General features: G+C 73.3%; 18 protein-coding genes, 1 tRNA gene and 1 riboswitch. Of the genes, 5 read left to right on the top strand and 14 right to left on the bottom strand.

Annotation, left to right across the window (positions count from 1 at the left end; genetic code table 11):
- Positions 1-9 precede the first annotated feature (9 nt).
- The 4 genes from ABZY33_RS20585 to ABZY33_RS20570 form a co-directional block, all read right to left on the bottom strand.
- On the bottom strand, positions 10-963 hold the full coding sequence (locus ABZY33_RS20585) for an aldo/keto reductase (protein WP_356493040.1): 954 nt from the start codon (positions 961-963) through the stop codon (positions 10-12).
- Positions 964-1,017: 54 nt separating this feature from the next.
- Positions 1,018-2,055: a M23 family metallopeptidase gene (locus ABZY33_RS20580; RefSeq protein ID WP_356493039.1), complete on the bottom strand. Its 1,038-nt coding sequence runs from the start codon at positions 2,053-2,055 to the stop codon at positions 1,018-1,020.
- 11 nt (positions 2,056-2,066) lie between these two features.
- Positions 2,067-2,225, bottom strand: a riboswitch (cyclic di-AMP (ydaO/yuaA leader).
- Positions 2,226-2,468: 243 nt separating this feature from the next.
- Positions 2,469-3,569, bottom strand: a complete 1,101-nt coding sequence (locus ABZY33_RS20575) for a PP2C family protein-serine/threonine phosphatase (RefSeq protein WP_356493038.1) — start codon at positions 3,567-3,569, stop codon at positions 2,469-2,471.
- A 154-nt stretch (positions 3,570-3,723) separates the two neighbouring features.
- Positions 3,724-3,797, bottom strand: a tRNA-Met gene (locus ABZY33_RS20570).
- A gap of 152 nt (positions 3,798-3,949) precedes the next feature.
- On the opposite strand from ABZY33_RS20570, the gene ABZY33_RS20565 reads away from it, so the two are divergent.
- Complete coding sequence (locus ABZY33_RS20565) at positions 3,950-4,237, top strand: hypothetical protein (RefSeq protein ID WP_356493037.1); 288 nt, start codon at positions 3,950-3,952, stop codon at positions 4,235-4,237.
- 68 nt (positions 4,238-4,305) lie between these two features.
- Here the strand turns inward: ABZY33_RS20565 and ABZY33_RS20560 are convergent, their stop codons facing one another.
- Positions 4,306-4,713: a rodlin gene (locus tag ABZY33_RS20560; protein WP_356493056.1), complete on the bottom strand. Its 408-nt coding sequence runs from the start codon at positions 4,711-4,713 to the stop codon at positions 4,306-4,308.
- A 174-nt stretch (positions 4,714-4,887) separates the two neighbouring features.
- On the bottom strand, positions 4,888-5,298 hold the full coding sequence (locus ABZY33_RS20555) for a rodlin (protein ID WP_356493036.1): 411 nt from the start codon (positions 5,296-5,298) through the stop codon (positions 4,888-4,890).
- Positions 5,299-5,505: 207 nt separating this feature from the next.
- Between ABZY33_RS20555 and ABZY33_RS20550 the strand changes: the two genes are divergently transcribed.
- From ABZY33_RS20550 to ABZY33_RS20540, 3 genes are all read left to right on the top strand, one after another.
- The gene (locus ABZY33_RS20550) at positions 5,506-5,916 is read left to right on the top strand and encodes a rodlin (protein ID WP_356493035.1); all 411 of its coding nucleotides are present in this window, start codon (positions 5,506-5,508) and stop codon (positions 5,914-5,916) included.
- 251 nt (positions 5,917-6,167) lie between these two features.
- A complete protein-coding gene (locus ABZY33_RS20545; protein ID WP_356493055.1) occupies positions 6,168-6,359 on the top strand; it encodes a chaplin in 192 nt (63 codons plus the stop codon).
- 86 nt (positions 6,360-6,445) lie between these two features.
- Positions 6,446-7,288 (top strand): chaplin, encoded by an 843-nt coding sequence (locus tag ABZY33_RS20540; RefSeq protein WP_356493034.1) that lies wholly within the window; start codon positions 6,446-6,448, stop codon positions 7,286-7,288.
- A 251-nt stretch (positions 7,289-7,539) separates the two neighbouring features.
- Here the strand turns inward: ABZY33_RS20540 and ABZY33_RS20535 are convergent, their stop codons facing one another.
- Together ABZY33_RS20535 and ABZY33_RS20530 are read right to left on the bottom strand one after the other, a co-directional pair.
- The gene (locus tag ABZY33_RS20535) at positions 7,540-8,814 is read right to left on the bottom strand and encodes an NAD(P)-binding domain-containing protein (RefSeq protein ID WP_356493033.1); all 1,275 of its coding nucleotides are present in this window, start codon (positions 8,812-8,814) and stop codon (positions 7,540-7,542) included.
- Positions 8,814-10,088, bottom strand: coding sequence for an ATP-grasp domain-containing protein (locus tag ABZY33_RS20530; RefSeq protein ID WP_356493032.1), 1,275 nt, complete (start codon positions 10,086-10,088; stop codon positions 8,814-8,816). The genes ABZY33_RS20535 and ABZY33_RS20530 overlap by 1 nt, the downstream gene beginning before the upstream one ends.
- A 155-nt stretch (positions 10,089-10,243) precedes the next feature.
- Between ABZY33_RS20530 and ABZY33_RS20525 the strand changes: the two genes are divergently transcribed.
- On the top strand, positions 10,244-11,605 hold the full coding sequence (locus ABZY33_RS20525; protein WP_356493031.1) for a glycosyl hydrolase: 1,362 nt from the start codon (positions 10,244-10,246) through the stop codon (positions 11,603-11,605).
- 40 nt (positions 11,606-11,645) lie between these two features.
- Here ABZY33_RS20525 and ABZY33_RS20520 read toward each other — a convergent pair whose 3' ends face one another.
- From ABZY33_RS20520 to ABZY33_RS20495, 6 genes are read right to left on the bottom strand one after another with little or no spacing between them, the layout of a single operon-like run.
- Positions 11,646-12,770, bottom strand: coding sequence for a GNAT family N-acetyltransferase (locus tag ABZY33_RS20520; RefSeq protein WP_356493030.1), 1,125 nt, complete (start codon positions 12,768-12,770; stop codon positions 11,646-11,648).
- The gene (locus tag ABZY33_RS20515; protein ID WP_356493029.1) at positions 12,770-13,426 is read right to left on the bottom strand and encodes a lipopolysaccharide biosynthesis protein; all 657 of its coding nucleotides are present in this window, start codon (positions 13,424-13,426) and stop codon (positions 12,770-12,772) included. Before ABZY33_RS20515 ends, ABZY33_RS20520 begins: the two co-directional genes overlap by 1 nt.
- Entirely contained in the window at positions 13,423-14,562 is a 1,140-nt protein-coding gene (locus ABZY33_RS20510; RefSeq protein WP_356493028.1) for a glycosyltransferase, read from the bottom strand. Before ABZY33_RS20510 ends, ABZY33_RS20515 begins: the two co-directional genes overlap by 4 nt.
- Positions 14,559-15,341, bottom strand: a complete 783-nt coding sequence (locus ABZY33_RS20505) for a polysaccharide deacetylase family protein (RefSeq protein ID WP_356493027.1) — start codon at positions 15,339-15,341, stop codon at positions 14,559-14,561. Before ABZY33_RS20505 ends, ABZY33_RS20510 begins: the two co-directional genes overlap by 4 nt.
- Positions 15,331-17,007, bottom strand: coding sequence for a lipid II flippase MurJ (locus tag ABZY33_RS20500; protein ID WP_356493026.1), 1,677 nt, complete (start codon positions 17,005-17,007; stop codon positions 15,331-15,333). Before ABZY33_RS20500 ends, ABZY33_RS20505 begins: the two co-directional genes overlap by 11 nt.
- A complete protein-coding gene (locus ABZY33_RS20495) occupies positions 17,004-18,338 on the bottom strand; it encodes an O-antigen ligase family protein (protein WP_356493054.1) in 1,335 nt (444 codons plus the stop codon). The genes ABZY33_RS20500 and ABZY33_RS20495 overlap by 4 nt, the downstream gene beginning before the upstream one ends.
- Positions 18,339-18,353: the final 15 nt, after the last annotated feature.

Genomic DNA, 18,353 nt, shown 5'->3' with positions numbered 1-18,353 from the left:
AGAGAGCGCTCAGGCCGAGGCGTCCGTGAGGCGGGCCAGCTCCGCGTCCGTCAGCTCCAGGCCGGCCACGGCGAGCAGCGCCGGCAGCTGTTCCACCGTGCGCGCGGACGCGAGCGGCGCGGCGACGGTGGGCTGGGCGGCGAGCCAGGCCAGGGCGACCGTGGCGATCTCGGCATCGTGGGCCTGGGCGACCTCGTCGAGCGCGGTCAGCACCTTCTGGCCGCGCTCGGTCGCCAGGTGCTTGCCCGCACCGGCCGCACGCGGGCTGTCGACGGCGACGCCCGGCCGGTACTTGCCGGTCAGGAAACCCGCGGCGAGCGCGTAGTACGGAACGGCGGCGAGCCCGGCGCGCGAGGCGATCTCCCGCCGGGCGCCTTCGTAGGTGTCGCGCGAGACGAGGTTGTAGTGCGGTTGGAGGGCGACGTAGCGGGCGAGGCCCTCGCGGTCGGAGAGGTCCAGGGACTCCTGGAGCCGCTCGGGCGAGATGTTCGAGGCGGCGATGGCGCGGACCTTGCCTGCCCGCACCAGCCCGTCGAGCGCGCCGATGATCTCCTCGACGGGGATCGTCTCGTCGTCGTCGAAGTGCGTGTAGTAGAGGTCGATGTGATCGGTGCCGAGGCGCGTGAGGGAGGCGTCGGCCGCGGCCCGGATGTTCTCGGCGCGCAGGCCCTTGTAGTCGGGGTGGCGGGCGACCTTGGTGGCGATGACGACGTCGTCGCGCCGGCCGCGGGCGGCGAGCCACTTACCGATGATCGTCTCCGACTCACCGCCGTGGTTGCCCTTGACCCAGGCCGAGTACGAGTCCGCCGTGTCGATGAAGTTGCCGCCCTGGGCGGTGTAGGCGTCGAGCACCGCGAAGGAGGTGGCCTCGTCGGCGGTCCACCCGAACACGTTCCCGCCGAGGGCGAGCGGAAAGACCTCCAGGTCCGAGGAGCCGAGCGGGCGCAGGGGAGAAGTAGTCATGCCCCGATTGAACGCCCCCGCGGAACGCGCGGTCCCGCCGGGGGCGCCGGCGGGTCAGGGCGTCAGGCCCTTGCCGCGCAGCCAGGCCGCGGGGTCGATGCCGGTGGCGTCCCCGCCGGGGTGGACCTCCAGGTGGAGGTGGGCGCCCGTGACGTTGCCGGTGGCGCCGACGCGGCCGATGACGTCGCCGGTGGCGACGTGCTGACCGACGCTGACGTTCATCGACGACTGGTGGCAGAACCACAGTTCGGTGCCGTCGTCGAGGGTGATGATCGTGCGGTAGCCGTACGCGCCCGCCCAGCCGGCCTCGGTGACGGTGCCGCCGTGGACGGCGTAGATCGGTGTACCGGTGGAGGCCGCGAAGTCCAGGCCCGTGTGGTAACCGGAGGACCACATCGATCCGGGCTGCCCGAAGGTGCCGGTGAGCGTGTACGAGGCGATGGGGAGCCGGAAGCTCTTGGCCAGCTTGGCGAGCCGCTCGGCCTCGGCCTTCTTCTCGGCCTCCTCCCGGGCCTTCTTCTTGTCGGCGGCGGCCTTGGCCTCCGCCTTCTGCTGCTTGGCGGCGGCCTCGTCGGCGGCCCGCTGTGCGGCGGCCTGCTCGGCCGCGGCCTGCGCGGTGGCGTCGGCGGCGTCCTGCTGCGTCTCGGCCTGCTGCATGATCCGGGCCCGCAGCGCCTCGCCCGCACCCGCCCGGCCGGTGCCCATCGTGGTGAGGGGGGCGGCGGAGGCACCGGACGGGGAGTCGGCGCTGTCGGACATGAGCGCGCCCACGCCCGGCAGCGACTTCGCCGCGGGGAGCGAGTCCTTGACCGCGGAGAGGTCGGGCATGGAGATCCGGACGGCGGGCTTGCCGCCCTGCGCGGTGGCGATGCCGCCCGCGCCGACGGCGGCGATCACGCCGACGCCCAGGACCGTGGAGCTGCGCGCGAGCCCACCGCGCTGACGGGCCACGCGGTGCCTGCCGCGGACGGGACGGACGGACTCCTCGGTGGGATTCCACTCCTCCCAGCTCTCCTGCTCGACACCGGCCTCGCCGTCGGCGGGGCGGGCGGAGTACCCGGAGAACTCGGGGGCAGGACGGTTCGACGCCACGGGGGCGCTCTCCTTTCCTTCCTTCTCGCCTACCGGGTTAGCTGACGGGTTCGGAGCAGGAAGGTCTCCTACGAGCACGGTCCGGCGCCCGAAAAGCGACGGAACGGTGCCTGATTCACCCCAAGTTGGTGGTTCCCCGGCTCCCTTACGGGATTAAGCGTGTGCGCACGGAGCCGTCGCTTGTGACGGCTGGGACGACCGCGCTGCGTTATCGAACGTTAATAGACAGCCGATAGTAATTCCAAGCTGTTCCCACTGATCGTTCACGTCTTTGGCCTGGACTTATAGCTCAATACCGGCAGGAAACGGGCGAGTTGCTCGACGGTTTTGGCCTGCGCTAAACACATCAATTTCTGACGGAGTGTCAATCGTTATGCGCAGGGACGCCGTTCGATCACCCCTCGTGACGGTGATCAGGACCGGCGCACGGCGAGCAGCGCCATGTCGTCGGTGGCGCCGCCCCCGGTGTGCCGGCGTACTTCTTCGGCCAGCTCCGCGAGCAGCTCCTCGGGCCCCGGGAAGATCCGGCCCGCGAGCCGGGCCGCCGGGTCGTAGAAGACGCCCCGCGCGTCCCGCGCCTCGGAGAGCCCGTCGGTGTAGAGCAGGAGCGTCGCCCCGGCCGGGAACTCCGCCTCGGTCGCCCGGTCCGGCCAGGAGCCCAGCTCGCCCAGGCCGAGCGGCAGCGCCGACTCCGCCGGTGTGACCATCCGGACCGTGCCGTCGCCGAGCAGCACGACCGGCTCGGGGTGGCCGCGGTTGAGGACGCGCAGGAGCCGGCCGCCGTGCGGGATCTCGGCGAGCACGGCGGTGGTGAACCCCTCGAAGTCGTCGATGCCGCGCCGCCGTGACCCCTCCCGCGCCAGCGCCCGCTCCAGCCGCTGGGCGACCGCCTCCAGGCTCTCCTCCTGCTCCGCGGCCTCCCGGAAGGCCCCGATGACCACGGCTACGGCGGCGACCGCGCCCATGCCCTTGCCCCGTACGTCCCCCACGACTATCCGCACCCCGTGCGGCGTGTCCTGCACCGCGTACAGATCGCCGCCGATGAAGGCGTCGGCCTGCGCCGCCTCGTACCGCGCCGCGATGGCCAGGCCCCCGATCCGCCCGGCCGGCTCCGGTAACACCGCCAACTGCGCGGCCTCCGCGATCTGCCGCGCCGACGCCAGCTGCTCGTCGCTGCGGCGCTTGATCCGGTTGATGAAGCAGGCCAGGACGCAGACCGTGGCCACGGTGGCGATCTCGGTGTAGACGCCCGCGTGGAAGGCGGTGTAGCGCAGGTGGACGGTGACGATGGCGGCGATCGAGACGGCCCCGGCCGTGATCGTGCTGCCCAGCGAGAAGAACGGGGCGACGACCAGCGGAGCGGCGCTGAACAGGGGCGAGCCGGCGAACCCGGACGGCGTGCAGTACTCGTAGACCGCGCCGCCGGCGATCAGCAACAAGGGCAGCACCCGCAGGAAGGCACGCGTACCGACGGCGTCCGTCGCGCGTCCGTGCCGGCCTCCTTGCTGCCCCACCACTCGTCTCCTGCCACGTCCGCGCCCGGATTACGGCGTCGGTCCAAGGGTTCCCGGGCCGCGGGCCGGGGGCGAGCGCTGCTGCTCCGTCCGGGTCAGGACGCGCAAACAGGCCGAGGCCGGAATCTCGAAAGATTCCGGCCTCGGCCTTCAGTAGCGGGGACAGGATTTGAACCTGCGACCTCTGGGTTATGAGCCCAGCGAGCTACCGAGCTGCTCCACCCCGCGTCGATGAATGCAACACTACGCCATCAGGGACGATGAAAGCCAATCGGCTCCCGCGGCGGCGCCCGCTCGTACGGTCGGCCGCCCTGTAGACCTGTCGGGTCAGGGTCGTGGCCCTCCCGTGTCCGGTCCGTCGTGTCCGCCGTTAGGGAGACATGACCTCAACTCGACGAGCCCTCACCGCTGTCCTGCTCGCTGTCGGCGCCACCGCGATCGCGGCCCCGGCCGTGCAGGCCGACACGATGCCCAACACCGCGGGCAACATGATCTCCCCCACCGCGACGCTCGACGCGGTCTCCACCATGGCCGTCCCGGCCGCGCACCGCGACGAGGTGCCCCGCACCGCCGAGCAGCTCCAGGGCCTCAACCAGCTGAACAAGCTGAGCGAGCTGCACCAGCTGACGGACCTGGTGGCGCCGGTCACCGGCCTGATCGGGGCGTGACGGCCGCCCGGAGCGCATCCGGGCATACAAAAGGGGCAGCTGCGCTCGGCAGCTGCCCCTCACGTGTGTCAGCTGTTCCCCGTGCCGTTGGAGGAGAGCGCCGAGATGTCGTCCAGGACGTGCGACAGCGGCTCGTCCTTCTTGGCCTGCGTCGAGTTCTCCGCGCACTGCTGGTTCTGCGGCGCCGACAGGACCGGGATGTCCTGGACGCCGACGTTGACCAGACCCACGATGTTCTGGACGTTCGCCTTGGCCGGCAGACCGACACAGAGCTTGTTCAGCGAACCCTGGACCAGGGTGAGCTGCGGGCTCTGGTTCCCGTTGACGGAGGAGTTGCCGAACGCCTCCTGAGCGCCGTTGCCGCTGGCGGAGGTGGTGCCGTCCTCGTCACCGTTGGCCAGAGCCTGGGGAGCGGCCGCCGCCGACAGGCTGACGATGGAAGCGGCGATCGTTGCGGCTGCCCACAGCTTCTTCATGTGAATTCCCTTCATGTCCGAACTCCGGTCGCGGAGCTACGGTTAGACAACTGGTCTGGGGTGCGTCGGTTGCGGAGGCTGACCCATTCGGCGTAATACCTGAGGGCTATGCCCGCACACCCAAAACGCAGTTGGGCCGCCGATTCCGGCGGCCCAACGCGTACGGCATACGGATCAGTTGTTACCGGTGCCGTTGGAAGAGAGAACCGGGATGTCGTCCAGGATGTGCGACAGCGGCTCGTCGCCCTTGGCCTGCGTCGAGTTCTCGACACACTGCTGGTTCTGCGGCGCCGACAGGATCGGGATGTCCTGAATGCCGACGTTGACCAGGCCCACGATGTTCTGGATGTTGGCCTTGGCCGGCAGGCCGATGCAGGGCTTGTTCAGCGAACCCTGGATGAGCGCCATCTGCGGGCTCATGTTGCCGTAGGTGGCCGAGTTGCCGAACGCCTGCTGGGAGCCGTTGCCGCTGAACGAGGTCGTCGGGCTGTCGTCACCGCTCGCGAGCGCCTGGGGAGCGGCCGCGGCGGAGATGCCGACGAGGGACGCGGTGACGGCGGCAGCCGCCACAGCCTTCTTCATCATGTGAGGTTCCCCTTTAGTTGTTTCCGAGAGCACCCGTACCAACTCCCCGCGGGCGGTTTGGTTGCCCCATTTCACTCGGATGGGGAACTGCACGCCGTGCAGATAATAGGACTCTCGGCACAACGGGTGAACCTGCGGAACCATCGCGCGCCCCGAGAGTTGTTCCTTTCGCAGTAACCGGTGCCTGTCAGAAAAGGAACAGAAATAATGCTCAAGAAGGCAATGACTGCAGCAGCAGTCGCCGTCTCCGTCGTCGGTATCTCCGCCGCGGCCGCGCCCACGGCGCTGGCCATCGGTGACGACAGCGGCACCACCTCCGCCAGCGGCAACGGCGCCCAGCAGGCATTCGGCAACTCCTCGACCGACGGCGACATGAGCCCGCAGCTCAGCCTGGTCCAGGGTTCGCTGAACAAGCCCTGTGTCGGTCTGCCGGTCAAGGCCAACATCCAGAACATCGTGGGTCTGGTCAACGTCGGCGTTCAGGACATCCCGATCCTGTCGGCGCCGCAGAACCAGCAGTGTGTCGAGAACTCGACGCAGGCCAAGGGCGACGAGCCGCTGTCGCACGTCCTGGACGACATCCCGATCCTCTCGGCCAACGGTACGCAGAACGGCTGATCCAGCCTCCGCGCACCAGGGCCCGGGCCGTCCGCATCCTTCGACTGCGGGCGGTCCGGGCTTTTTATCGGGCGTCCGTTCCATCGCCCGGTCGGCACAGTTTCCTCGGCCGGTGTCGGCTCGTTTGCAGTGCGGAGTGCCCGCGCGGAACCGGCGATCGCCGTCCCGTCCGGGCCCCTTGAATAACTTCCTCGGTAAAAGGAGAAAACATGTCTGTGAAGAAGAGCGTCACGATCGTGGCCGGCGCTGTCATGGCGTTCGGCATGGCCGCCCCGGCGTTCGCCGACTCCGGTGCCCAGGGTGCGGCCGTCGGTTCGCCGGGCGTGATCTCCGGCAACAACGTGCAGGTCCCGGTCCACATCCCGGTCAACCTCTGCGGCAACACCGTCGACGTCATCGGCCTGCTGAACCCCGCCTTCGGCAACACCTGCGCCAACGACTGACGCGGGCAGCGCAGTTGTCTACCAGCCGACCCCGGCGCCTTCGGGCTCCGGGGTCGGCTTCGACTTTGTAGCGGAAAAGGAAACGCATGAGGCAGGCACTGAGAATCGGCGTAGTGGCAGCCGCGGCGGCGACGGGCTTCCTGTCCGTGCCCGGGGCCGGCGCGGCCGGCATGGCGGGGAGCCAGGAGCAGACCGGCGGTTCGCCCGGTGTGCTGTCGGGCAACTCGGTCGAGGCTCCGCTGTCGGTCCCCGTCAACGTCTGCGGCAACTCCGTCGACGCCGTGGGCGCCCTGAACCCCGCCACCGGTGACCACTGCGCCGCGCACCACGCCTCCGCCGTCGCGTCCCCGGACAGCGGGCGGCCGCGCGCGGCGAGCGGGTACGGCGACAGCGGATACGGGGACGGCGGGGACGGACCGGGCGGGTACGGGGACAGCGCGCCCGAGCACCCCTCCACCCCGCGCGCGCCGCACTCCGCGAGCAGCAGCACCTCGGCGACGACGGGCTCCGCCGGCGTACTGTCGGGCAACTCGGTGCAGGCCCCCGTCGACCTCGACCTGAACGTGTGCGGCAACACCGTCGACGTGGTGGGCGTGGGCAACCCGGCCTTCGGCAACTCCTGTGGGGAGCACGGCGACGCGACGGCGGAGCCCTCCCGCCCGGACGAGCACCCCCCGGCGCGGCCCGAGGAGCAGGCCCCGCCCTCCGACCGTGCCCTGCCCGGCAGTGACAGCCAGGTCGAGGAGGCCGGCTTCCGGCACACCGTGCCCGCGAAGAAGGCAGCGGCCGGCGCCCAGGCGCCGGTGGCGCGGGCGCAGCTCGCCACGACGGGGATCGACGGGACGGTCCTCGCGGCCGCGACCGCCGGAGCGGGACTGCTGCTCGGCGGCGGGATCCTCTACCGCAGGTCCGCCACGGCGCGGCGCTGAGTGCCGGGCCGCGAGGCCGGGACCGGAGAAAAAGCCGGGCCGGGAAGAGCTACCAACGCTCTTCCCGGCCCACAGAGGACGGCGCGTACAACGGCTGTCTACCAACGGCATGAAGCCGACGGCTGGGAGGGAGACAGCGCGGCCATTCTCATGACATGCGTCAGTGCACCACCCGAGCGCCGGTCACGACAGACCGGTTCACCCGTTTGCCAGCCATGTCACCCCAACGGGTTCCCGGCCCGCCTGCCGCCTCAGGTGTCGGACGTCGCCGCCACGGGGGCCGGGGCGTGCCGCCGGCCCACCGGGATCACGGAGCCGCCCCGCCGCGGCTGCCGGGACAGGTACCGCTCGACCCCGTCGACGAGGGCGGGCGCGGTGTAGGACGCGCCGTGGACGAAGCGCATGGCCGGGCCGTAGTCCGGCGTCGTCACCAGCCCGGCCAGGAAGAGCCCCGGGCAGGCCGACGCGAAGCCGCGCCCCACCCACGGGGTGTCCTCGGCCCGCTGGGCGAGCATGTGCCGCACCCCGGGCGCCAGTACGGTCATCCGGTCCCGCGTCGCCTGGAACCCCGTCGCGGCGATGACGTGGTCGGTCCCGAACTCCTCGACACCCCCGGCGGCGCCGGCCGTACGGACGTGGAGGCGGCCGGAGACCGGGCGCGCCGCCACGATGGCGCGCCCGAGGCGGATGTCGATGGCGCTCCTGTCCACCCGCTCCCGCACCCACCAGGCTCCCGCCGGGCCGAGCGCGGACGCGGCGATGGCGGCCCGGGTCCGCTCCGGCAGCCGCCGGAAGGCGCCCGGCTTCTCGGCGTAGAACCAGTTGCGCCAGCCGCAGCCCAGGCCGCTGTGCGGGGCCCGCAGGCTCTGGTGCCAGGGGCGTACCCAGGGCGGCGGGACGGTGTTCCACTCCAGCCGCCGGGCGCGGGCGACGATCCGTACCCGGGTGCGCTGTTCGGCGAGGAGCGCCGCGATCTCCAGCGCCGCCTGTCCCGCGCCGACGACGGTGACGTCCGCGCCGCGGAACCGGCCGAGATCGCTGTGCCGGCTGCTGTGCGACACGTGATCCTCCGTCAGCCCGCGCAGGGCCTCGGGGAGGTGCTGGTAGGGCAGCAGTCCGTTGGCCAGGGCCACCGCGCGGCCGCGCAGGACCTCGCCGTCCTCGGTCCGTACGGCGAACCCCCCGGGCACCGCGTCGATGTCCTCGACCATCCGCTCGTCCACCGGCGAGAGCGCCTGCCGCGCGAACCACAGGCCGTAGGAGGCGAACGTCTCGACGGGGATCGGCCGGCCGTGCTCGGCGGCGACGCCGATCCGGGCGCAGTACTGGTCGAGGCGGAACCGGTCGCCCGGCGCGGAGAGGTTGGAGGCCCAGGGCTCCGACTTGAGGAACATGCCGCGGGGCATGTGGTCGCGCCAGGACTGCATCGGGCGGCCGAAGACGCGCGCGTCGAGTCCGCGGGCCTGGGCGTGGGCGGCAATGGACAGGCCGTAGGGGCCGGCCCCCACCACCAACAGGTCGTGCATCAGCAGCTCGCCTTTCGTTCAGCCGTCGTGATCCGGACGGCAGCCGCGGGTACGGTCGGGCCGCCCGGCGCGGCGCCTGGCGCGCCGGGCGCGGGGCGGGGCCGGCGCAGCAGCCGGTGCGCCGCGTGCCGGGACCACGCGGCGGCCATGGCCCGCGCGGGCGCGGGGTCGTCCTGGGCGTGCCAGGCGAACTCGGGGGGCGGCGCGCCCCGGCGGGCCGCGAGGGTCCGGAGCGCGGACAGCGGCGCGTAGTTCTCCACGACGAAGGTGCGCCCGGGCAGCGGGCGCGCCGCGGGCAGCGGCTGGTGCGTCAGGTCGAGGTACTGGGCCCGTACGACGTCCAGGCCGCCACCGTCGGCGAAGAGGCGGAACTGCGCGCCGGGGCGGGGGTTGAAGTCCAGCAGGCAGGGTGTGCCGGTCGCGGCGTCCACACGGAAGTCGATGTCGAAGATGCCCCGGTAGCCCAGGGCGTCGACAAGGCGTCCGACCGTGGCGGACAGTTCGGGCGCGGGATCCCAGCGGCCGACCGCGGTCAGGCCGGCCCCGCGCGGCCAGGCGTGCTGTTTGGTGCCGGTGCCGCCGCCGTGCAGCGTTCCGTGCCGGTCGGCGTAGCCGTGGACGAACCAGTCGCTTCCCGGGCCCGCGGCCACGTACTCCTGGAGCAGCAGCCGGCTGCCGGTGCCGCGGCCGCGCCGGTGCAGGCTGCTCGCTTCTTCGGGTGAGCCGACCAGCGTGGTGCTGCGCAGGCCCGAGCCCGGGGGCAGGAGCCAGGGCCGGCTCCACTTGGCCACGACCGGCAGGCCGAGGTCGCGGACCGCGGCGGCCGCGTGCGGTTCGTCGCGGGGCAGGACCGTGCGCGGGTGGGCGATCCCCGCGGACCGGCAGAGTTCGGGCAGCTCCGCCTTGTCGGCGACGTACTCGGCGAGATGTGCGGGCTGTTCGGGCAGCAGGAACAGCTCGGACAGCGTCGCGCGCAGCCGGCTCACCGCGATGGCCCCGGCGTCGTCCATGGGGATCAGCACCGCGGGCCGGGCGACGCGGGCGGCCACCCGGCGCAGGACGGCGACGACCTCGTCCAGGGACGCGCCCGGGCGCGGGGCGGGGTGGACCTGGGTGATGAACCGCGAACGGGGCACCGGGCCACCGGACCCGCCGGCCGCCACGTGGACCTCCGCACCGCAGCGTCCCAGGGAACGGGCCGCCCCCAGCGTCCCGTGGTGAAAGGGGTTGGGGTCGATCCGTAGCAGCACGACCGGGACACAGGGGTCGAGCATCTGACGTCCTTTCAGGGAACGGGTGCGGGGAACTGATACGGGGAACTCATCCGTGAGGGTGATGCCGGGCCGCCATCGGCCGTCCCACGAATGGCGCCGAGAGCGTTCATATGACTGTCTGTCAGGAAGGTGCGATCCCAGGACGAGGAGACGTAATGGTGACAAAACACCTACGGCCGAGACGCAGACGCCTTGCGCTGATCGTGACGGGCGCCCTGATCGCGGCGGTGGTCGCGGGAGGTCCGATCACCATCGACCGGGCGGACGCGACGACTCCACGCGGTGCACGGATCACGTCCGACGTACCCTCCCCCGAACCGACGCCGACACCGACACCGATGCCGTCACTGACGCCGTCACCGACGCTGATGCCGTCGCCTTCACCATCGCCGTCGCTTTCACCGTCGCCGACGCCCACGCCGTCCGGCACACCGTCCGCCCCGCAGACAGGTGTGACCCCGGCGCCCGGACCGACCGGGTTCCCGGCGTTCGGTGCCTACCTGGATTACGGGCCGCGCGGTGTGACGCGGATGACGCAGTTGTCGCAGTGGCTCGGCGGAGCCGATCTACGCGTGGGGCACACCTATCTTCCCGGTGACAGGTGGAGCAACATCGAGGGCTCCCCGGAGTTCCTCGACAGTTGGGCCAAGTGGCGCCGCGAACGCGATGACCGGCTCTTCGTACTGAACGTGCCGATGCTCGAACGCAATGAGGCGGGCGTGTCCGACGGCGGCGTGCGGGCGCTGCTCCAGCGCGGCGCGGCGGGCGAGTTCGACCAGCACTTCCGCACCCTCGCCGAACATCTGGTCACCCTGAAGGTGCCGGACACCGTGATCGTGCTCGGCTGGGAGATGAACGGCGTCACCTACACGCACCGCTGCGGACCCGACCCCGGGTCCTGGCGCAGGTACTGGACGCGGATCGTCACGGCGATGCGGGCCGTGCCCGGCCAGAAGTTCCGCTTCGACTTCGCGCCCAGCCGCGGCCGCGACGCCGTGCCCTGGACCCGGTGCTACCCCGGCGACAGCGTGGTGGACATCATCGGCATGGACGCCTACGACCAGCCGGCGGGGCTCTCCTTCGACCAGCAGATCTCCGAGCCCTACGGCCTGGAACGGCAGGTCGACTTCGCCAAGAAGCACGGCAAGCCGGTCTCCTACCCGGAGTGGGGGCTGTTCCGCAACGGCGACAACCCCGAGTACATGCGGCGGATGCTCGCCTGGATGGACGACCACAAGGCGCTCTACAACACCCTGACGGACTACTGCCCGCACGGAGTGTGGCAGTGCGCCAGGAACCCGCAGGCCTCCAAGGTCTACCGCGCCGCGCTGACCGGCCGGGACAAGCCGACCGCGCCCACCCCACCGGTCGCACCCACCCCGCCCGTCGCGCCCACCGCCCCGGCCACGCCCGCCGCGCCCCCTTCGTGTGTCCCGGTCCGACTGGGCACGTGGGTGGAGCGGTGGATCGGCGGCAGGGTCTGTCTGCGGCTGGGCCGCTGGGGGCAGCGCTCCTGACGCGGCACGGCCGTACGGTGCGGTGGTGGCGGTCCGGTCTCTAGGCCGGGCCGCCACTTCGCTCCTTCCAGGCCCGCCGCGCCCGCTTCGCCAGGGACCGGGCCCGCACATCGGCGAGGAGCGCGCCGAGCAGCACGGCGGTGCCGCGGCGCGCCAGCAGGAACCGCTGGTTGACGCGGCGTTCGGGGCGCCAGTGCAGCTTGTAGGGCTCGGTGCCGCGCAGCAGGCTCAGTACGCCGTCGCGCGGCCCGCTCTGCAGGTGCTGGGCGCACGAGCGCAGCAGCATGGTCGCCACGTCGATCTTGCGCTCCCGCAGCCGCGGATGGGCGCCGTAGAGGTAACCGCCCGCCAGCCTCGGCGACAGGAAGGTCAGGTCGGCGGCGACCACCGAGCCCTCCAGGGTGAACTCCGTGACGACGGCGTCGCCGGTCTGCGCCATCGCGGTGACCGAACGGGTCAGATGCTCCGCGAAGCGCGGCCGGACGTGCTCCGTCGTCACCTTGCGTTCCTGCCACTGGAGTTGGTGCAGCTCCAGCAGGCGGCGGACCGAGGGACCGACCTCGGCGGTGGGGACGACGCGGCGCTCGATGCCCGCCGCGTCCAGCTTGCGCAGCTTGGCCCGGGCCCGCTGCGCCCGCGGCCGCGGCAGCCGCTGCACCAGGTCGTCCATCGGCAGCGCGGGCAGTTCGAGGCACGGGGAGTCGTCGAGCCGGCGGCTCGGCCCCGGCCAGCGGGCGTACAGGGACTCCACCGTGCTGCCCGGCCGCACCTCCCGGAAGTCGATCACCGCGCTCCCGGCCAGCCGCCACAGACCGGCGCCGAGGGCGGCGACGGCGTACCCCGCGGGGCCGTCCGGGCCGTCCTCGACCAGGACGTCGCTGAAGTCGGAGATGGCCGTGCCGAGCGGCGTCAGCGTGGGGAAGGGACGCGGCCGCAGCATGAGCGGGGCCGCGGCCACCAGCCGGCCCTCGTGGCGCACCAGCACGACGCGCAGCCGGCCGGGCCGCCCGTAGGAGAGCCACCAGGAGTGCAGCCAGGCGTGGCTCTGGAACGGGGTCGCGGTCGCGCAGGAGCGGTGCAGGCGGTTCCACTCCTCGCGCAGCGCCCCGAACTCGGCGCTGTCCGTGCAGAGCGTGACGGCCGGGCCGGCTCCGCTCCCCCGCATCAGGCGCCGTCCCGGTCGCCCGCGGCCGGTGCGGGCACGGTCGGCGTCGAGCCCCCGGCCTCCCGGCGCGGCCGCAACAGCAGGGCGAGGCCGCCGAGGAGCCCGCCCGCGCAGGCGCCGACCAGGGTGGTCAGCGCGGCCGAGGGCGAGGAGGGCTCGGTCGGCTGCACCGCCCGGGTGAAGCGCAGGAGTTCGACGTGGGTGTCCTTCTTGGCGTGCTGGGCGTTGGTGGTCAGCGCGCGCGCCACGGCGTCGGCCATCGCCGTCGCGGTGGCGGGCCGGTCCGAGGAGGCCGAGATCGCGACCATGGGCGCGTCCGGCGACGTCTCGGCGCGGACGTCCGCCCGCAGCGTCCGCACCGGCACGCCCGCCGCGACCTGGGCGTCGCTCAACACCGCGACCTGGGTGGCCACCTTGCTGTAGGCCTGCGCGAAGCCCGTCGCGGACATCGGGTCGGAGCCCTTGGCGGGGACGGCGATCACGTAACTGGTCGCCGTGTACTGCGGCGCGCTGACCCCGCCGTAGACACCGCCGGCGAGGGCGCCGAGCAGGATGCCCGCGGGCAGGGGCCACCAGCGCGGCACTCTCCTCGTGCGGGCGTCGACGCGGGCGCCGAGTGGGCGGGAGGTGGCCCTCTCCTGGGCGGCTTCGGTCATCGCGTACTCACTCCTGGGGTAGAGGCGCCCATGGCCGACGCGTACACCTCGAGGTGTGCCTCGGCGCTGCGGGCGATGCTGTAGTGGTGGGCGGCCGGTGACGGCGGCCGGCTCCCGGCCCGCCGGCCGCGGAGCGTGCGGATCTCCCGGGCGAACGAGGCGGGCGCGCACGGGACACGGACGGCGCCGGCGGCCAGGCCCGTGGGCAGGTCGTCGACGGCCGGGCAGGTCACATGGAGGACGGGCAGGCCGCTGGCGAGCGCCTCCACCACGGCAAGGCCGAACGCCTCGTCGAGCGAGGGCGAGGCGAGCACGTCCATCGCCGACAGCAGCGCGGGCAGGTCGACCGCGTCCGGGCCGGCGGCGGTGTGCGGGCGCTCTCCGGCGAGGACGACGCGGTCCAGGACCTGGGCGTCGCGCGCCGCCTGCCGCAGCGCGTCCTCCTGCGGGCCGGTGCCGACGAGCAGCAGCCGTACGTCGTCCGGGAGGTCGCGCAGGGCCGCGACCAGGACGTCGAACCGCTTGCCGGGGACCAGGCGGCCGACCCCGCCGACGACGAACGCGTCGGCGGGCAGGCCCAGGGCGGCGCGGGCCCGGGTCCTGGCCCGCGCGTCGAAGGTGAAGCGGTCGACGTCGACCCCGTTCGGGACGACGTGGACGCGGTGCGGGGCCACGCCCCAGCCGTGCAGCCGCTCGGCCACCGCCGGGGAGACGGCGATGGTCGCCCGGCCGAGCCGCTCGCCCGCGAGGTAGAGCGCGCGGACGCCGCGGGTGAGGGGTCGTCCCTCGATCTGCGCGTCGCCCAGGGAGTGTTCCGTCGCGACGACGGCCCGCACCCCGGCCAGGCGCGCCGCGGTCCGCCCGTACAGGCAGGCCCGGTACAGGTGGGTGTGGACCACGTCGTACCGGCCGGCCCGGATCAGCCGCACCAGGCGGGGCAGGGCGCGGCCGTCGCGGTTGCCCGCCATGCCGAGGTGGGCGACGCGGACGCCGTCGGCGACCAGCCCGCCCGCGACCTGGCCCGGGTTGGTCAGGGTCACGACGTCGTGCCCGGCCGGCAGGTGGCGCAGGAGCAGCCGCAGCTGCTGTTCCGCGCCGCCCGCGCCCAGGCCGGTGATGACGTGGAGGGCCTTCACCGCGCGTCCTCCCCGAGGTGCCAGGCGCGCCGGCGCACCCGGTGGACCCGGCGCTTGAGTTCGAGCCGCCAGGGGGTGTCCCGCTGGCCGACGTAGAGCCGCGGCAGGGCGTGCACGCTGGTCAGCGGGCCGGGCGAGATGGCGCAGCCGTACCGGTAGCCGGCGCCGCGCACGGCGTCGACCGTCGCGGCGTCGATCGCCCCGTACGGGTAGCAGAAGCCGTGCACCTCGTGGCCGGTGAGTTCTTCGAGGCGCGCCTTGCTGTGCCGGATCTCGGCGCGGCGCTCTTCCTCGCCCACGCGGGTGAGGTCGACGTGCATCAGCCCGTGCGAGCCGATCTCGATGCCGGCCGCGGCCGCCGCCCTGATGCCCTGCGCGCTCAGCAGCGGCTTGCGCGGGCCCTCGGCGTCCCAGCCGTTCTCGCCGCCGAGCCGGCCGGGCAGCACGAAGACGGTGGCGGAGCAGTCGTAGTGGCGCAGCAGCGGCAGCGCGTTCTCGACGAAGTCGCCGTAGCCGTCGTCGAAGGTGAGGGCGACCAGGCCGCGGCCGGCGCCGCAGCTGCGCGCGTCGAGGAGTTCGGCCACGCTGACGCCGCGCAGGCCGCGCGAGCGCAGCCAGTGCAGCTGCTGGCGCAGCCGGTCGGGGGTGACCGTGACGTTGTAGGGGTCGTCGGGGCAGTCGTCCACGGAGTGGTACATCGCCACCCACGGGGAGCGGCCGGGCAGCCGGTCTCTCGGCCGGGTCAGGGGTGGTTCCTGGAGCGCTGTTTCAGCTGACATTGCGAAGCTTTCTGGTCGCGATGCGGACGGCCGGCAGGAACGCCTGGACGTTGAGGGCCCACAGGAGGAGAAGGAAGACGGCCGCGATGGCGAGGGAGCCGGCGGCGAGCGCGGCCAGCGGGTGCCCGGGGCCGGCCGCGCACAGCAGGCCCGCGCCCGCGGCGGCCACCGCCGCGAGCAGCGTCTTGCCGAGTTCGAGCAGCACCGCGGGTAGCCGTACGGGGACGCTGCGCCGGTCCATCGCGGTCAGCAGCAGGACGGCCGTGAAGGTGATGCCGAGGGCGTTGGCGGCGGCGATGCCCCCGACGCCCCAGACGGGGACGGCCCAGGTGCCCGCACCGGCCGTGAGCAGCATCCCGGCGGCCATCGCGCCCACCGGGTACCAGGTCGGGCGCCCGGCGGAGAAGTACGAGCGGACCAGCGCGCCGACCAGGCAGTGGCCGAGGAGGCCCAGCGAGTAGACGCGCATGATGTCCGCGGTCGCGGCGGTGTCCGCGGAGGTGAAGGCGCCGCGCTGGAAGAGGAGCTGGATGATGTCGGGCGCGCAGGCGAAGACGACGGCCGCACCGAACAGGACGATGCAGGCGGCCAGGGCGATGTCGCGCTCCACCCGCTGCCGCGCCCGCTCGGTGTCGCCGCGGGCCAGCGCCTTGGCCACGACCGGGAAGGTGACGGTGCACAGCATCAGGGAGAGCACCATCGGCAGCTGCGCCACCTTCTGCGCGTAGTTCAGGTGCGAGATCGCGCCGGACGGCAGGGAGGAGGCGAGGAACCGCTCGATGAAGACCTGCGACTGGCGGCAGAGCGCGAAGAGCAGCACGGTCGCGATGAGCGCCAGGTCCATGGCCTGCCGCTTCGACGCCTTCACGTTCCCGGCCCGGCCGCCGGGGGCCTTCGGGCCCGCGCCGCGCAGCCGCCGGTGCAGTACCGGCGCCTGGACGAGCACCATCAGGCAGCCGCCCGCGGCCACGCCCGCGGCGGCGGCGCGCACCCCCCAGCGGTCGGCCAGGAGCAGCAGCGTGACGATGATGCCCGTGTTGTACGCGACGTAGATGGCGGCCGGGGCGAGATAGCTGCTGTGGGCGCGCAGCGCGGCGCTGCAGTACCCGGTGAGGCCGAAGGTCAGCAGGCAGGTCGCCGTCAGCCGCGTGCAGTCGACGGCGAGCCGGGGATCGGGCAGGCCCGGGGCGAGCACCTCGACGAGCTGGGGCGCGCCGATCACCAGGAGCACGGCGGAGACCAGGAACGCCAGGGTCAGCCGGGGCAGCGAGGCCGCCACCAGGGCGCGCACCGGGTCCTGGCCGAGGACCGGCGCGGCCGCGCGCGCGGCGATCGCGGCGCTGAAGGCGGGGACGAGCATGAAGGCGAGCCCGTCCTCGATCAGCAGCGTCGTGGCCACCTCGGGCACGGTCCACGCGACGAGGAAGGCGTCCGTCTCACTGCCCGCTCCGAACAGGTGCGCGAGTGCCTGGTCCCGGCCGAGCCCGAGCAGCGAGCCCGCGGCGGAGAGCAGGGCGGTGAGCAGGGCGGCGCGGGCGAGGAAGGTGCCGGAACTGCCGTGCGGGTCCTGGCCCTTGTCGGCGACGGGCGGCTCGGTGGTCTGCTGGGCCGGCATGGCGGGAGAGCGCCCGGTCTCCTCGCCGCCGACCGGAAGGGTGGGTTTCATCGCCCGGCCGCCGTTTCGCCGGCGCCGGTCGCGGCCGGTGCCAGGGCCCACCAGGCGGCCAGCCCGAACACGACGGCGGTCAGCACCGTGGAGGGGCCGCCGATGTCCGCGTACGCGAAGTCGATCAGCTGCCAGGTGAGCAGCCCGCACGCGAGGAGCGCGCAGTCGAGGCCGCGGGCGCGCCGGTGGGCCGCAGCGAGCCGCCGCACCCCGCACACCAGGAGCGCCGCCCAGCTCCCCACGATCGCGCAGAGGCCGAGCAGCCCCTGCTCGCTGAGGACCAGGAGGTACATGTTGTGCGGCGACAGCAGCGGCTGCCGGCGGAAGGCGGCCCCCGCGCCCGCCACGTCGCTGCCGGCGGAGAGCGCGATGGAGGCGTGGCTGTCACGGTAGGCGGGGAAGTTCTTCAGCCCGACCCCGGTCACCGGATGCTCCTGCCACATGCCGACGGCCGCGGCCCACATGGTGTACCGGTCGGTCACCGACTGGTCCGGCGTGGCCGTGACCTGCGTGATGCTGCTCAGCCGTTCCTGGAGCATCGAGGTCCCGACCCCGAAGCCGCCGACGAGGACGACCGCCGCGGCGGCCCCCACGGCGAAGAGCCGCGCCGCGCGCCGCAGCCCGGCGAGCACGATCTGCAGGACGCAGGCGACGGCCGTGGCGATCCACGCGCCGCGGCTGAAGGAGAGCGCCAGCGGCACCAGGAGGGCGAGCGCGCAGGCCAGCGCGGTGAGCCGGACCCGCACCGCGCCGCCGCCGAGCGCGAGGGCCACGGCGCAGAGCAGCCCGTAGGCGACCACCGTGGACATGCCCATCACGTCCGTCGCGCCGAACGTGCCGACGGCCCGGATGTCCTCCCCCGCGTACGAGGCACCGGTGCCGGTCAGGTACTGGTAGACGCCGATCGCGCCCTGCCAGAGCCCGAGTCCGACCAGGGCCCAGCCGACGAGGCGGAAGTCGCCGCGGTCGCGGACCAGCAGCAGGACGGCGGCCGGGACGAGCACGAAGATCTGGTAGTACCGCGCCAGCCCCTGGAGGGTGTGGGAGGCCGAGTCCGCGCCGAGGGCGGCCACCGCGAAGGCCAGCACGGGCAGCCCGAGCACGAGGTACGCGGTGCGGGTCAGGGGACGCTGCCCGCCGCGCACGGCCCGCACCGCGCAGTAGAGCACCAGGAGGCCGGAGAGCGCGTCGGCCGGTGTCAGCCCCCCGCTGTCGCCCTCGGCGCCCGGCCCGAGCGGCAGCGCCAGCATGCCGATCACCAGCAGGACGGGGAGCACGGGGCCCGCGCGGCGCACGGCCCGTTGCCAGGGCGCCGCGGGACGGGCGCTCACCGGGGTGAACGCGGG

This window comes from Streptomyces sp. NPDC006552 (assembly GCF_040611655.1).
In the GTDB taxonomy this organism is placed as follows: domain Bacteria; phylum Actinomycetota; class Actinomycetes; order Streptomycetales; family Streptomycetaceae; genus Streptomyces.
This window is presented reverse-complemented; position numbering and strand designations above follow the sequence as displayed.